The following is a 13727-nucleotide window of genomic DNA, read 5'->3' as shown; positions in this document are numbered from 1 at the left end:
GCCCGGAAGGGAACGCTCAGCAGACCTCTTCGAGATCGCGCCACTCGCGGCTGTCGGGACTGTCCGCCACCCAGCCGTCGAGGAGGCCGCGCACCAGGCCCGCCGGGGCCGCGATGCCGCACTCCCGCTCCGGCACCCACAGCTCGCCCGGCGAGCGGTGGCCGAGCGGTCCGGGGTGCCCGGGCTCGCTGTGGTCGTGCGGGTCGGAGTGCTCGCCCTCGCCCTCGGCGCTCGGCATGGTCGACTCCGAGCAGGCGCGGCAGAGCAGCCGCACGGAGGACGACCAGTCCTCGGCGGCGAAACCGGCCTCGGCGGCCAGCTGCTCCAGGGCGTCCCGGTCGGCCTCGGTGGCCGCCTCCAGGAGGACGACCCAGGTGGGGACGGGTGAGGGCGCCCACAGCTCGATCTCGTCGAAGACCGGGTAGGAGGGGCCCGCGGTGGTGGTCCGCTCGCCGTTGGGCACGCCGTCGTGGAGGACGACCTCGCCCCAGCGGCGGCCGGAGGACGGCAGCGGGATGGAGAGGAGCTCCATCCGGGCCGGGTCGAGCCGGCGGCCCCACACGACCTCGGCCTCGCCCTCGGGCGAGAGCCGGACGGCGGCGCTGCCCAGCTCCATACCGGCGGGCTCGCCGGTGCCGGCGGCGGCGCCGGGCACCTTCAGTCCGTAGGCCTGCCAGGCCCGGCGGGCCAGCGGCCAGTCCTGGAGGGCGGTGGCGGCGATGCCCACGTTCCACCAGTCGGGGGCGCCGGTCTCCTTGTCGAGCAGGGCGACCGCGCGGAGCCCGGCGGCCCGCGCCTGCTCCCAGTCGTGCCGGAACTTGTGCAGCAGCGCGAGGTTGAACCAGGACTCGGAGAGCCAGGGCTCCAGATCCGCCGCGCGCGTCAGCAGCGCCCCCGCGTCCTCGTACCGGCCGTCGCCGATCAGCGTGAACGCGCGGTCGGTGGCCTGCCGCCACGAGGCGGAGGGCCGATGCCGTACCTTCCCGAAGATCTTCACGATTCCCGCCTGCCGGTCGCTTCACCCTCTTGTTCGCATCCAACCATGCCCGGTCGGACGCGCGCTCATTACCCATGGGTTACCCAGGGACGACCGAGGTCACCCCAGGCGCCCCGCCCCGGGCCAGGACCCTGGCCAGGCACTCCACGACGTCCGGATGGTAGTCGCGGGCGGTGCCCAGCCGGAGCCGTTCCAGGGCATCGAGGGCGGCGCCCGCGTGCTCGCCGTCCGCGAGGCCGCCCGCGAGGTCGTCGTAGGCGTTCACGGCCCGGACGATCCGGGCGGGCAGCGGCTGCTCCCGGTACGGGTCGGCCTGCCGCTCCACGACGAGGGCGACGGCCGCGGGGACACCGGTCCTGCGGACGACCTCGCCGCCCAGGAGCGCGATCCGGCGCTGCTCCTCGGTGGGCAGCAGGGCGGTGGCGCCGCCCGCGACCGGGTCGACGAGGGAGAGCTGTCCGATGTCGTGCATGAGCGCCGCGTGCTCCAGGACGGTCAGCTCGGTCCCGGAGAGCCCCAGCTCGCGCCCCACGGCGGTGCTGAGGGCGGCCACCCGGTGCGCGTGGCCGGGCGGGGTGCAGCCGGCGATCTCGGTCGCCCGGGCCAGTGAGGCGATGGTCTGCCGGTTGACGGTGCGGACGGCCGCGTACCGCTGGAAGGAGACCTGGGTGAGCAGCAGCGGTACGGCGAGCACGGGCAGCGCCCAGAGGCCCGCGGCGGCCACGCCGAGCGCCATGACGGCCCCGGTGGCGCAGACGGCGGAGCCGATGCCGAGGAGGGCGCGGAGTTCGTCGCGGAGGAGGGACCCGTACGGGAACCCCGTACGGGCGCGGAGCACGAGCGCGGCGAGCACGGCGTCGCAGAGGGCCGTCAGGACGAGCAGCAGCAGGAGGAAGAGGGCGTACGGCGGGCCCTGGCCGAGGTGCCGGACGACGGCCCCCGAGTTGTAGAGGGGCTGGAAGCAGAGGGCGGCGAAGCCGACGGTGAGGACCCGGCGGGCGAGGTGGTCGGGGCGGGGGCCGCGGCCCAGGGCGATGTGGGGGACGATCCCGGCGAGGCAGGCGGCGACGACGACGGCGACGATCTGGAGGACGCCGTGGGTGGTGGCGGTCCCGGCGCTCGCCCCGAGGAGGGCGTACGCCAGGGAGCCGGCGGCCGCGAGCGGCGCGGGCTCGCGCTCTCCGGGGGCGGCGCCCCAGCGGCCGAGCTCCCCGACGGCGATCAGGGCGCCGAAGGCGAGGGCGTTGCCGGGTTCGTCGAGGCCGTACCAGAGGGTGGAGCCGAAGCCGGCGAGGCCCAGCAGCAGGGCCGCCGTGTACACGGCGCCGACGGTGACGGCGCCGGGTCTCATGCGCGCTCCTTGGGCCGTGCGGGGGCGGGGGCGCCGGGCTCGCGGGGCGGAGGCACGTTTCCGCCGGGTCCCGCGGCCTCGTCGGCGGTGACGGCGGGCTGCCAGCCGTGCCGTTCCAGGGCGCGGACGAGGGCGGCGACCATCCGGGGGTCGAACTGGCTGCCGGCGCACCGCTCCAGTTCGGCGACGGCGGTCGGCACGGGGCGGGCCCGGCTGTAGGAGCGGGTGGAGGTCATGGCGTCGAAGGAGTCGGCGACGGCGACCACCCGGGCGAACTCGGGGATCTCCTCGCCGCGCAGCCCGTAGGGGTAGCCGCTGCCGTCCATCCGCTCGTGGTGGTGGAGGATCGCGGCCCGCGCCTCGCCGAGGAAGCCGATGCCCCGGACCATCTCGTGGCCGTACTCGGGGTGCAGTTCGATGATGCGGCGTTCCTCCGGGGTGAGCGGTCCGTCCTTGCGGAGCACCCGGGTGGGGACGCCGAGCTTGCCGACGTCGTGGAGGATGCCGGCGAAGCGCACGACGTCGAGCCGGTCCTCGGCCATGCCGAGTTCACGGGCGATCAGGACGGAGGCGTGGCCGACGCGTTCGCTGTGGCCGCGGGTGTAGCGGTCCTTGATGTCGACGGCCTGGACGAGGGCGCGGATGGTGGCCTGGTGGGCGGCGCGCTCGCGGTGGTACTGGGCGAAGACCCAGCAGGAGATGTACATGGGCAGGACGACGAAGAGCGCCGCGACCGGCCCGTACGAGCTGCGCCAGAGCACGGCCGTCATCAGTCCGGCGAGGCCGTGCAGGGCGTGCGGGGCGAGGGCCCGGCCGAGGAGGCCGCGCCAGGCGGTCCTGAGGGGCAGCCCGTCGGCGGCGGCCCGGATGCCGCCGTCGAGGGCGGTCAGGACCAGGCAGAAGGCGAGCGCGGCGGCGAGCGCGGGCAGCAGCGCGTAGGGGAAGTCGGGGGCGTCGGGCCCGTGCCCCAGGGCGTTTCCGCAGCTCAGGGCCCTGGCGGTCTGGGCGGCCGCCCAGACGGCGAGGGCGGTGGCGGCGGCCCGCCAGGCGCGCCGGGGTCCGGCCGGCTGCTCCTCGACGGGGGCGAGGAGGGTGCCGGGCAGGGCGGTGAGCGCGGCGGCGGCGGGCGGCAGGAGGAGGGCGGCGGCGAGGAGGACGGGGAAGAAGGAGCCGGTGCCCATGGGGACGGAGCCGCCGGGGCCGCGGCCCAGGAGGCGGCAGCGGGCGGGTAACTCGCAGAGCGCGTACAGGGCGGCGAGGAGTGCGACCGTGCCCCAGGGGGTGGCCGCGCCGGGGCGCAGCGCGGGCAGGGCGCAGGCCCCGGCGCCGAGCAGGGCGCAGCCGATGTACACGCGGGCCGCTCGCGGAATGACCTTCACGCCCATCACGCGTGTCACGCTAGCGAGTTGGGCGGGCGGAGGCGGCCCGGTGGCGATGATTCGCACCATCGGGTGATACAAGCTGATATACGAAGGGGGCCGCCGCGTCCCTGACGCGACGGCCCCCTCCTCCCGCTACGGGGACGTCACTCCTGCGGAGCCGGCGTCGTGGGGACGATCGCCGTGATCTCCTGCTCGGGCACCAGGTGCCCGGAGCGGATCAGGTCGATCCGGCCCATCACCTTGGCCCGCAGGTCGGTGGGGACGTCGTCGCTGCCGCAGCAGCGCTTGACGAGCTTCTTCACCGCCTGCTCCAGGCCGTACTTCTCCAGGCACGGGGAGCACTCCTCGAAGTGCACCTCGAACTTGGTGCAGTCACTGTCGGGCATCTCGTGGTCGAGGAACTCGTAGAGATGATCCAGGACTTCCGAGCAATCCGTCTCGTGCGGCTCTCCGCAGCTCATGAGCCCGAGCCTTTCAGATCGTTCGACGACTCTCCGGCGCCCGCGGGAACGAGCCCGCGGTCGCGGGCGTAGTCCTCGAGCATGCCGCGCAGCTGGCGGCGGCCCCGGTGCAGTCGGGACATCACCGTACCGATGGGTGTCCCCATGATGTCCGCGATCTCCTTGTACGCAAAGCCCTCGACATCCGCGAGATAGACGGCGATGCGGAACTCCTCGGGAATCGCCTGGAGCGCTTCCTTCACGTCGGAGTCCGGGAGGTGGTCGAGCGCCTGGGACTCGGCCGAGCGCAGACCGGTCGACATGTGCGACTCGGCGCGGGCCAGCTGCCAGTCCTCGATCTCCTCGGCGGCGCTGCGCTGGGGCTCGCGCTGCTTCTTGCGGTACGAGTTGATGAAGGTGTTCGTGAGGATGCGGTACAGCCACGCCTTGAGGTTCGTGCCCTCACGGAACTGGTGGAAGGATCCGTACGCCTTGGCGTAGGTCTCCTGCACCAGGTCCTCCGCGTCCGCGGGGTTGCGCGTCATGCGCAGCGCGGCCGAGTACATCTGGTCGAGGTAGCCGAGGGCATCCCGCTCGAAGCGCGCGTTGCGCTCCTCGGTCGTCTCCTCGGGGCCTTCGTCGGTCCCTGTGTCGGTCCCAGTGACCGGACCCACCTCCTCCAGCGCCGCGGCGAGCCCGAGGGCGGACCCACTCGTTTCGGAGGATAGACGAGGAACCGCTCCGCCCGCCGCCCGAATAGGGCCCCCCTTGGGCGCGGGCAGCACGGTCCAGTCGAGGTCAGCGGCCTTCGCACGCTCCGGGCAGATGATCGAACCCATGCGACGGTCTCCCTCTTCCTTCTGCTCTCACACCGACGAACCGAACAACAGTGGTCCCCCGCTCAACATTCCCGGTGCGTCAACGGAGTGAAGTGATCCACTCGACGACCCCTTCGACGAGCACGGCCATGGCCTCCTCCTGGCCGAGCGGCGCGCGCTTGGGCAGCGCGAAGCCGTGGTCCCCGTAGGGGATCTCCAGGAGCCCGTACGGGCCTTCCGGGAACTCCGGGGGCCGTCCGAAGGTGTCGTTGCCGCCCTGGACGACGAGCGTCGGCAGCCCGGTGCCGAGCAGTTCCTCGGCGCGGGACCTCTCCGGTTTCCCCGGCGGGTGCAGCGGGAAGCTCAGCGCGAGGACGGCGAGTGCGCCCAGCTCGGCGCCGGTGCGGCAGGCGACGCGGGCGCCGGCGCTGCGGCCGCCGGCGATCACCGGGAGGCCGGGCCGGACGAGGGCGGGCCAGAGGCCGCGCCAGCCGGTGTCCAGGGTCTTCGGCGCGGGGGCGACCTTCTTGCCGGCGACCCGCCAGGGCTGCTCGACGAGGGCGACGGTCACGCCGTGCGCGGGCAGCGTCCCGGCCAGGGCCCGCAGGTCGCGGGCCTCGATGCCGCCGCCGGCCCCGTGGCCGAGGGCGAGGACGGCCCAGGGATCCGTCCCCTCGTGCCAGGTGACGCGCGCCTCACCGGCGTCGGTGGGGACGGGCTCGGAGGAGGGTTCGTACTGTGTCACGTCGCTCACGCCCCCATCCTGCCCCCACGAGCGGCCCGGGAGCGGTTCAGAACAGCGTGCCGACCTCCGGGCCCTCCAGCTCGGTCAGCAGTTCCGGCCCGTTGTTGCGGACGTTGCTGACGGCGGTCGCCACCGGGTAGGCCCGCATCAGGCCCTCCGGCGGCGCGGCGAGCAGCCCGCGCAGCTCCTCCGGGTCCGTGCGCGCCGGGTCGAGCCAGGCGTCCCAGCGGTCCTCCGTCAGCATCAGCGGCATCCGGGGGTGGATGTCCGCGAGCGAGTGCGGGCCCTCGGCGGGGGCCACGCCCAGCGGGCCGGTCTCCGCCTCCGTGGTGATCACCGAGCAGGTCACCCACCACGCGGAGGGGTGGGCGTCGGGGAGGGTCCGGTCGCGCCAGAACTCGTAGAGACCGGCCATCGCGAAGACCGAGCCGTCCGCCGGGGTCACGAAGTAGGGCTGCTTGCGGGGCCGCTTCTTCTTCCCCTCGACCTCCAGGTCCCGCTCCCCCGCGCCGGTGACCCACTCGTAGTAGCCGTCGGCGGGCAGGATGCACCGGCGGGCCGCGAACGCCTTCTTGAAGGAGGGCTTCTCGGCCAGGGTCTCCGCCCGCGCGTTGATCATCCGGGCCGCGCCCTCCGGCGACTTCGCCCAGGACGGCACGAGGCCCCACTTCAGGGCGCGGAGCTGGCGAACCGGACGCCGGGTTTCGGCGTCTTTCACAGGACGCTCCAGAACGGCCCAGACCTGTTTGGTGGGAGCCACGTTCCAGTCGGGTTCCAGAGTCTCCTCCGGCTCCCACTTCTCGATCCCGAAGACGTCGACGAGATCCTCGGGCCGCCGACTGGCCGCATACCTTCCGCACATACGTGCCACACTGCCACGATCCCCGACCTCCCGAGGAGCGGCCCGAAAGATGGACCTCGCGATCGACCTCCTCAGCCCGCAGGCCGCCCCGGCCGAGTGGCTGGTGATCGCCACCGGCGTCGCCGCCCTCGCCGTCACCGTGCCCCGCCGCCTCTGGCTGCTCGCCCGCAACGCGATCACCATCGCCCACGAGGGCGGTCACGGGCTCGTCGCCCTCGCCACCGGCCGCCGCCTCGAAGCGATCCGGCTGCACTCGGACACCAGCGGACTGACCGTCAGCCGGGGCCGCCCGACCGGGCTCGGCGTCGTCCTCACCCTGGCCGCCGGCTACCCGGCCGCCCCGCTGCTCGGCCTCGGCGGCGCGGCCCTCATCGGCACCCACCGGGTCACCCTGCTGCTGTGGATCGCGACCGCCCTGCTGCTCGCCATGCTGGTGATGGTCCGCAACGCGTACGGCGTCCTCACCGTCGTCCTCACCGGCGCCGCGTTCCTCCTCGTCTCCTGGCTCACCGGCCCCGAGGTCCAGTCGGGGTTCGCCTGCGCGGTGGTGTGGTTCCTGCTGCTCGGCGGCGTCCGGCCGGCCTTCGAGCTCCAGGCGAAACGACGCCACGGCGGCGCCCCCGACTCGGACGCGGACCAGCTGGCGCGGCTCACGCAGGTGCCCGCCGGAGTGTGGCTGTTCTTCTTCCACGCGGTCGCGATCAGTGCCCTGATCGGCGGCGGTCGCTGGCTCCTGGGCATCTGACTCCCCCGTACAGTGAGTCCATGACCGCAGTGACCCCCGTGCACACCGACCCGCCCACCGACCTCTGGCCCGCCCCGTACGCGCGCGGCGCCGTCGACGCGACCGTCACCGTGCCCGGCTCGAAGTCGGTCACCAACCGCGCCCTGGTCCTCGCCGCGCTGGCCTCCGAGCCGGGCTGGCTGCGCCGCCCGCTGCGCTCCCGCGACACCCTCCTGATGGCCGAGGCGCTCCGTACCCTCGGCGTGAGGATCGAGGAGACGGTGTCGTCCAGCTCCTCCGGCGCGGGCGCCCCCGGCAGCTCCGGCGAGGCCTGGCGGATCATCCCCTCGCCGCTGCGCGGCCCCGCGGCCGTCGACGTCGGCAACGCCGGCACGGTCATGCGCTTCCTGCCCCCGGTCGCGGCCCTCGCCGACGGCCCGGTCCGCTTCGACGGCGACCCCCGCTCCCACGAGCGCCCCCTGCACGGCGTGATCGACGCGCTCCGCGCGCTCGGCGCCCGCGTCGACGACGAGGGCCGCGGCGCGCTGCCGATGACCGTGCACGGCGCCGGTGGCCTGGACGGCGGCACGGTCGAGATCGACGCCTCCTCGTCCTCCCAGTTCGTCAGCGCCCTGCTGCTCTCCGCGCCCCGCTTCAACCAGGGCGTCGAGGTGCGGCACGTGGGCGGCCGGCTGCCCTCGCTCCCCCACATCCGGATGACCGTCGACATGCTGCGCGCGGTCGGCGCCCAGGTCGACGAGCCGGAGCACGGCGGCGAGCCGAACGTGTGGCGGGTCGCGTCCTCCGCGCTGCGCGGCCGGGACCTGGTCGTCGAGCCCGACCTGTCGAACGCCCAGCCGTTCCTGGCGGCGGCCCTGGTGACCGGCGGCCGGGTCACCGTCCCCGACTGGCCCGAGCGGACCACCCAGCCGGGCGACGAGCTGCGCCGGATCTTCACCGAGATGGGTGGCTCCTGCGAACTGACCGCGGCGGGTCTGACCTTCACCGGTACGGGCCGGATCCACGGCATCGACGTGGACCTCGGCGAGGTCGGCGAGCTGACCCCGGGCATCGCGGCGGTCGCGGCCCTCGCGGACTCCCCGTCGACCCTGCGCGGCGTCGCCCATCTGCGGCTGCACGAGACGGACCGGCTGGCGGCGCTCACCAAGGAGATCAACGAGCTGGGCGGCGACGTGACCGAGACCGAGGACGGTCTCCACATCCGCCCGCGCCCGCTGCACGGCGGCGTCTTCCACACGTACCACGACCACCGCATGGCGACGGCGGGCGCGATCATCGGCCTCGCGGTCGAGGGCGTGGAGATCGAGGACGTGGCGACGACGGCCAAGACCTTGCCGGACTTCCCGGGGATGTGGACCGAAATGCTCGGGGCCTGAACCATGCGGCGTTACGGCAAGCACACCGACGAGGACGACATCCGCCAGCGGCCCAACCGCAAGGGCACCCGTCCCCGTACGACCATCCGCCCGAAGCACGAGGACGCCGTCGAGGGCATGGTCCTCACCGTCGACCGCGGCCGGCTGACCGTCCTGGTCGACGACATCGCCGTCACGGCGATGAAGGCCCGCGAACTGGGCCGCAAGGCCGCCGTGGTCGGCGACCGGGTCTCGCTCGTCGGCGACCTCTCCGGCGAGAAGGACACCCTCGCCCGGATCGTCCGGATCGGTGAGCGCAGCTCGGTGCTGCGCCGCACGGCCGACGACGACGACCCGTACGAGCGGGTGGTCGTCGCCAACGCCGACCAGCTGGCGATCGTCACCGCGCTCGCCGACCCCGAGCCGCGCCCCCGGCTGATCGACCGCTGTCTGGTCGCCGCGTACGACGGCGGCCTCACCCCGCTGCTCGTCCTCACCAAGTCGGACCTCGCGCCGCCGGACGCGCTCCTGGACATGTACGGGGCGCTGGGCGTGCCGTATGTGGTGACCACCCGCGACGAGTTCGTCGACGGGGTCGCGGCCGAGCGGGTCCACGAGCACCTCAAGGGCCGGACGACCGCCTTCGTCGGGCACTCCGGCGTCGGCAAGACGACCCTGGTCAACGCCCTGGTCCCGCCGGAACGACGGCGGACCACGGGTCTCGTCAACGCGGTCACGGGCCGCGGCCGGCACACCACCACCTCCGCGCTGGCGCTGCCGCTCAACGACAAGGAGGGCGGCTGGGTCATCGACACCCCGGGCGTCCGCTCCTTCGGCCTGCACCACGTGGACCCGTCCCGGGTGATCCTCGCCTTCCCCGACCTGGTACCGGGTACGGAGAACTGCCCGCGCGCGTGCAGCCACGACGAGCCGGACTGCGCGCTCGACGCCTGGGTGGCGGAGGGGCACGCCGATCCGGCGCGGCTCGTCTCGCTGCGCCGGCTCCTGGCGACCAGGGAACGACGCGAGGGCGACTGAGCCGTCCACGTTTACGGGCTCCCACGACCGGTAAGTGCATAATCGCACCAAGTGCGACGAAGCAGTCACCGACGGGCGTGGGAGGCACTGACGATGGCGTGGCTGCTGGTGGTGGTCGCGGGGATCCTGGAGACGGGATTCGCGGTCTGCCTGAAGCTCTCGCACGGATTCACCCGGCTGTGGCCGACGGTCGCCTTCGCGGCCTTCGCCCTGGGCAGCTTCGGCCTCCTGACGCTCGCGCTGCGGAAGCTGGACGTGGGTCCGGCGTACGCGGTGTGGACCGGGATCGGGGCGGCCGGGACGGCGATCTACGGGATGGTCTTCCTCGGCGACGTGGTGTCCACGCTCAAGATCGTGTCCATCAGCCTGGTGATCGCGGGGGTCATCGGGCTCCAGCTCTCCGGTTCGGCACACTGAGGGCCCACCGGCAGGGCCGGTGCGACGACATGGCTGAGGGCGATCCGTACGGCGAGTTCGCAGCCGGCCGCCCACTCCTCCCCCGCGCAGGCCGCGGTCTCCGCCACGAGTTCGCCCGGCGCGGGCGGGCCCTCGTCGGCGCGCCGCTGGGCGGGGACGGGGGCGAGCCGGCCGCCGGGCCGGACCGGCCGGGGCTGGGGCAGCCGCTCGTTCCAGGCGCCGGTGAGCAGGGCCCGCAGTATCGGGCGGACGGCGGCGCGGGCGACGATCCACTCGGCGAGGGCGACGAGGTTCCGCTCGGGCGGGGCGGGGGCGGCGAGCAGCCGCCGGACGCCCTGGAGATAGGTGTCGGCCTCCCTGCGCACCAGGGCGCGGGCGAGGCCCTCCTTGCTGCCGAACTCGTTGTAGAGGGTCTGCCGGGAGACCCGGGCGGCGGCGGCCAGGTCGGCCATCCGCACGGCGGACCAGGACCGGTGCGCGAGCGCGGCGACCGCGGCGTCGAGCAGGGCCTCACGGGCAGTCGGCATCGTCGCCTCCCGGAGCGGACGTTTCCGTACGCGGCTCAGGGGCCCAGCGTCGGGAGCCGCCCACGCCCTGTCAAGGGGTCGCGGTGGACGGTTCTCCGTGCGGGGATCGCGCGGGGATAGAGTGCCGACCATGGCCGATTACCACGATGATCTGCGTCTCGCCCATGTCCTCGCCGATGCCGCCGACGCGGCCACCATGGACCGGTTCCAGGCGCTCGACCTCAAGGTCGAGACCAAGCCGGACATGACCCCGGTGAGCGAGGCCGACAAGGCGGCCGAGGAGCTGATCCGGGGTCAGCTGCACCGCGCGCGGCCGCGTGACGCGATCCTCGGCGAGGAGTACGGCGTGGAGGGCTCGGGCCCGCGCCGCTGGGTGATCGACCCGATCGACGGCACGAAGAACTACGTGCGCGGGGTGCCGGTCTGGGCGACCCTGATCTCGCTGATGGAGGCCGGGGAGACCGGCTTCCAGCCGGTGGTCGGCGTGGTGTCGGCGCCGGCGCTCGGCCGCCGCTGGTGGGCGGCGAAGGGCCTCGGCGCGTACACCGGCCGCAGCCTGGCCTCGGCGACCCGGCTGGGCGTCTCGAAGGTCGCCACCCTGGAGGACGCCTCCTTCGCGTACTCCTCGCTGAGCGGCTGGGAGGAGCGGGGGCGCCTCGAGGGCTTCCTCGACCTCACGCGCGCGTGCTGGCGGACCCGTGCGTACGGCGACTTCTGGCCGTACATGATGGTCGCGGAGGGTTCCGTGGACATCTGCGCGGAGCCGGAGCTGTCGCTGTGGGACATGGCGGCGGTGTCGATCGTGGTCCAGGAGGCCGGCGGCACGTACACCGGCCTCGACGGCCGGCACGGCCCGCACAGCGGCAACGCGGCGGCCTCGAACGGTCTGCTCCACGGCGAGCTGCTGAGCTACCTCAACCAGGAGGACGCGGGCGCCTGAGCGCGCCTCCTCCCCGCCCCCGGGAGCGCGGCGACGCGCGGGACCGAGCGCGCCGACGCGCTCCCGGGGGCGCTTCGCGCGCCCCCTTGTCGGGTCCCTCCCCCGGTGCCACTCTGAGAGTCCCCCCGCTTGTGAACTTGTGAATCCGTTCTCGTTGAAGGCGGGAACGTTTCACCAAGGAGGTGGCTCCGCCCATGCTCGTCCGTGACGCCATGAGCACCGTGGTCCTCACCATCGGCCCCGCCCACACCCTCCGACAGGCCGCCCGGCTGATGGCGGCGCGCCGCGTCGGCGCGGCCGTCGTCCTCGACACCGACGCCGGCGGGCTCGGCATCCTCACCGAGCGCGACATCCTCAACTCGCTCGCCCGCGAGCAGGATCCCGACCGGGAGACCGCGGGCTCCCACACCACCCGTGACGTCGTCTTCGCCGCGCCCTCCTGGACCCTGGCGGAGGCGGCCGAGGCGATGACCCGCGGCGGCTTCCGCCATCTCGTCGTCCTCGACGACCACGGGCCGGTCGGCATCGTCTCCGTGCGCGACATCATCCGCTGCTGGATCCCGGTGCACAGCGTGGCGGGCTGAGCGGACACGCGAAGGCGGGCCGGACCCCGTACGGAAGTCCGGCCCGCCCTCTCCTACGACAAGCGCCCTCAGCCGCGCAGGGCCTGGACCGCGGCCTCCAGCCGCTTGCCGAAGTCTCCGTCCGCCTTGCGGAAGTTGCCGATCGCGCGCTCGACGATGTCCTCGCGCGAGACCTTGGCGATGAAGCCCGAGAGGTTCGCGACCAGACGGCCCTTCTCGTCCTCCGACATCAGGCGGTAGAGGGTGCCCGCCTGAACGAAGTCGTCGTCCTCCGCGTGCGCCGGGGCGGCGTGGTCGCCGGTGACGCCGGTGACCGGGGCGGGCTGCCACAGCGGGCGGTCCGTCTGGAACGGGCCGCCGAAGCTGTTCGGCTCGTAGTTCTTCGCGCCCTTGTGGCGGCCGTCGTAGAGGTGGCCGTCACGGGAGTGGGTGCGCGCCTCGGTGGCGTGCGGGCGGTTCACCGGCAGGTGGTCGGCGTTGATGCCGACGCGGTAGCGGTGGGCGTCGCCGTAGGCGAAGAGCCGGCCCTGGAGCATCTTGTCCGGGGAGGGGCCGATGCCCGGCACGAAGTGCGCGGGGCTGAAGATCGACTGCTCGACCTCGGCGAAGATGTTCTCCGGGTTGCGGTTGAGCTCCAGCCTGCCGATCTCGATCGGCGGGTAGTCCTCGTGCGGCCACACCTTGGTGAGGTCGAAGGGGTTGAAGCGGTAGGTCGCCGCGTCGGCCGCGGGCATGATCTGGACCTGCACGGTCCAGCTCGGGAAGTCGCCGCGCTCGATGGCCTCGCGCAGGTCGCGCTGGTGCGAGTCCGGGTCCTCGCCGGCGAGCCGGTTGGCCTCGTCCTGGGTGAGGTTCTTGATGCCCTGGTCGGTCTTGAAGTGGTACTTGACCCAGAAGACCTCGCCGGCCTCGTTGTTCCACTGGAAGGTGTGCGAGCCGTAGCCGTTCATGTGGCGGTACGAGGCGGGGATGCCGCGGTCGCCGAAGAGCCAGGTCACCTGGTGGGTCGACTCCGGGGAGAGGCCCCAGAAGTCCCAGACGTTGTCCGCCTCCTGCGAGCCCGAGTACGGGTCGCGCTTCTGGGTGTGGATGAAGTCGGGGAACTTGATGGCGTCCTTGATGAAGAACACCGGGGTGTTGTTGCCGACGAGGTCGTAATTGCCCTCCTCGGTGTAGAACTTCAGCGCCCAGCCGCGCGGGTCGCGCACGGCGTCGGCCGCGCCGAGGTTGCCCGCGACGGTGGAGAAGCGCAGGAAGGTCTCGGTCTCCTTGCCGACCTCGGAGAGGAACGCGGCGCGCGTCCACCGCGAGACGTCACGGGTGAGGGTGAAGGTGCCGTAGGCGCCCGCACCGCGCGCGTGGACCACGCGCTCCGGGATGCGCTCCCGGTTGAAGTGGGCGAGCTTCTCCAGGAGGAGCTGGTCCTGGACGAGCACCGGGCCGCCGACGCCCGCCGTCTCGCTGTTCTGGTTGTCCGCGACCGGCGCGCCGGCCTCCGTGGTGAGCGGTCCCTGCGTCACGTGCGC

The 13727-nt window shown here is 73.5% G+C and carries 15 protein-coding genes; 6 read left to right on the top strand and 9 right to left on the bottom strand.

Annotated features, from left to right (window positions below; translation table 11 throughout):
* Nucleotides 1-16: 16 nt before the first annotated feature.
* The 7 genes from ASD33_RS12840 to ASD33_RS12810 all read right to left on the bottom strand — a co-directional run bounded on the left by ASD33_RS12840 (nt 17) and on the right by ASD33_RS12810 (nt 6595).
* On the bottom strand, nt 17-997 hold the full coding sequence (locus tag ASD33_RS12840) for a hypothetical protein (RefSeq protein WP_056558047.1): 981 nt from the start codon (nt 995-997) through the stop codon (nt 17-19).
* Nucleotides 998-1076: 79 nt separating this feature from the next.
* Nucleotides 1077-2348 (bottom strand): HD domain-containing protein, encoded by a 1272-nt coding sequence (locus ASD33_RS12835; RefSeq protein WP_056558045.1) that lies wholly within the window; start codon nt 2346-2348, stop codon nt 1077-1079.
* Nucleotides 2345-3727: an HD-GYP domain-containing protein gene (locus tag ASD33_RS12830; protein ID WP_347232291.1), complete on the bottom strand. Its 1383-nt coding sequence runs from the start codon at nt 3725-3727 to the stop codon at nt 2345-2347. Before ASD33_RS12830 ends, ASD33_RS12835 begins: the two co-directional genes overlap by 4 nt.
* 146 nt (nt 3728-3873) lie before the next feature.
* Nucleotides 3874-4191, bottom strand: a complete 318-nt coding sequence (rsrA, locus tag ASD33_RS12825) for a mycothiol system anti-sigma-R factor (protein WP_056558042.1) — start codon at nt 4189-4191, stop codon at nt 3874-3876.
* On the bottom strand, nt 4188-4844 hold the full coding sequence (locus ASD33_RS12820) for a sigma-70 family RNA polymerase sigma factor (protein WP_056558039.1): 657 nt from the start codon (nt 4842-4844) through the stop codon (nt 4188-4190). The genes rsrA and ASD33_RS12820 overlap by 4 nt, the downstream gene beginning before the upstream one ends.
* A gap of 244 nt (nt 4845-5088) precedes the next feature.
* Nucleotides 5089-5733: an alpha/beta family hydrolase gene (locus ASD33_RS12815; protein ID WP_056558085.1), complete on the bottom strand. Its 645-nt coding sequence runs from the start codon at nt 5731-5733 to the stop codon at nt 5089-5091.
* 46 nt (nt 5734-5779) lie between these two features.
* Nucleotides 5780-6595, bottom strand: a complete 816-nt coding sequence (locus ASD33_RS12810) for an SOS response-associated peptidase (protein ID WP_056558036.1) — start codon at nt 6593-6595, stop codon at nt 5780-5782.
* 49 nt (nt 6596-6644) lie between these two features.
* On the opposite strand from ASD33_RS12810, the gene ASD33_RS12805 reads away from it, so the two are divergent.
* The 4 genes from ASD33_RS12805 (at nt 6645) to ASD33_RS34110 (ending at nt 10150) form a co-directional block, all read left to right on the top strand.
* Nucleotides 6645-7340 (top strand): M50 family metallopeptidase, encoded by a 696-nt coding sequence (locus ASD33_RS12805; RefSeq protein WP_056558033.1) that lies wholly within the window; start codon nt 6645-6647, stop codon nt 7338-7340.
* 20 nt (nt 7341-7360) lie between these two features.
* Nucleotides 7361-8716, top strand: a complete 1356-nt coding sequence (gene aroA, locus ASD33_RS12800; protein ID WP_056558032.1) for a 3-phosphoshikimate 1-carboxyvinyltransferase — start codon at nt 7361-7363, stop codon at nt 8714-8716.
* Between the two features lie 3 nt (nt 8717-8719).
* Nucleotides 8720-9733, top strand: a complete 1014-nt coding sequence (rsgA, locus tag ASD33_RS12795; RefSeq protein WP_056558030.1) for a ribosome small subunit-dependent GTPase A — start codon at nt 8720-8722, stop codon at nt 9731-9733.
* A gap of 93 nt (nt 9734-9826) precedes the next feature.
* Nucleotides 9827-10150: a multidrug efflux SMR transporter gene (locus ASD33_RS34110; RefSeq protein ID WP_079044739.1), complete on the top strand. Its 324-nt coding sequence runs from the start codon at nt 9827-9829 to the stop codon at nt 10148-10150.
* Here ASD33_RS34110 and ASD33_RS12790 read toward each other — a convergent pair.
* The gene (locus ASD33_RS12790; RefSeq protein ID WP_056558028.1) at nt 10042-10677 is read right to left on the bottom strand and encodes a TetR/AcrR family transcriptional regulator; all 636 of its coding nucleotides are present in this window, start codon (nt 10675-10677) and stop codon (nt 10042-10044) included. The two genes, ASD33_RS34110 and ASD33_RS12790, sit on opposite strands and share 109 nt — an antisense overlap.
* 130 nt (nt 10678-10807) lie before the next feature.
* Between ASD33_RS12790 and hisN the strand changes: the two genes are divergently transcribed.
* Together hisN and ASD33_RS12780 are read left to right on the top strand one after the other, a co-directional pair.
* A complete protein-coding gene (gene hisN, locus ASD33_RS12785; protein WP_056558026.1) occupies nt 10808-11617 on the top strand; it encodes a histidinol-phosphatase in 810 nt (269 codons plus the stop codon).
* Between the two features lie 194 nt (nt 11618-11811).
* The gene (locus ASD33_RS12780) at nt 11812-12201 is read left to right on the top strand and encodes a CBS domain-containing protein (RefSeq protein WP_056558024.1); all 390 of its coding nucleotides are present in this window, start codon (nt 11812-11814) and stop codon (nt 12199-12201) included.
* A gap of 68 nt (nt 12202-12269) precedes the next feature.
* Here the strand turns inward: ASD33_RS12780 and ASD33_RS12775 are convergent, their stop codons facing one another.
* Nucleotides 12270-13721 carry a catalase gene (locus ASD33_RS12775; RefSeq protein ID WP_056558022.1) on the bottom strand — a complete coding sequence of 484 codons (1452 nt, stop codon included), beginning with the start codon at nt 13719-13721 and terminating at the stop codon, nt 12270-12272.
* Nucleotides 13722-13727 lie beyond the last annotated feature (6 nt).

Origin of the sequence: Streptomyces sp. Root1304 (assembly GCF_001426405.1) — a bacterium.
GTDB lineage: Bacteria > Actinomycetota > Actinomycetes > Streptomycetales > Streptomycetaceae > Streptomyces.
This window is presented reverse-complemented; position numbering and strand designations above follow the sequence as displayed.

Coding starts and splice junctions, on each gene's coding strand:
- ASD33_RS12835 (WP_056558045.1), bottom strand. CDS start 2,348: ATGAGACCCGGCGCCGTCACCGTCGGCGCCGTGTACACGGCGGCCCTG.
- rsrA (WP_056558042.1), bottom strand. CDS start 4,191: ATGAGCTGCGGAGAGCCGCACGAGACGGATTGCTCGGAAGTCCTGGAT.
- ASD33_RS12810 (WP_056558036.1), bottom strand. CDS start 6,595: ATGTGCGGAAGGTATGCGGCCAGTCGGCGGCCCGAGGATCTCGTCGAC.
- ASD33_RS12805 (WP_056558033.1), top strand. CDS start 6,645: ATGGACCTCGCGATCGACCTCCTCAGCCCGCAGGCCGCCCCGGCCGAG.
- aroA (WP_056558032.1), top strand. CDS start 7,361: ATGACCGCAGTGACCCCCGTGCACACCGACCCGCCCACCGACCTCTGG.
- rsgA (WP_056558030.1), top strand. CDS start 8,720: ATGCGGCGTTACGGCAAGCACACCGACGAGGACGACATCCGCCAGCGG.
- ASD33_RS34110 (WP_079044739.1), top strand. CDS start 9,827: ATGGCGTGGCTGCTGGTGGTGGTCGCGGGGATCCTGGAGACGGGATTC.
- ASD33_RS12790 (WP_056558028.1), bottom strand. CDS start 10,677: ATGCCGACTGCCCGTGAGGCCCTGCTCGACGCCGCGGTCGCCGCGCTC.
- hisN (WP_056558026.1), top strand. CDS start 10,808: ATGGCCGATTACCACGATGATCTGCGTCTCGCCCATGTCCTCGCCGAT.
- ASD33_RS12780 (WP_056558024.1), top strand. CDS start 11,812: ATGCTCGTCCGTGACGCCATGAGCACCGTGGTCCTCACCATCGGCCCC.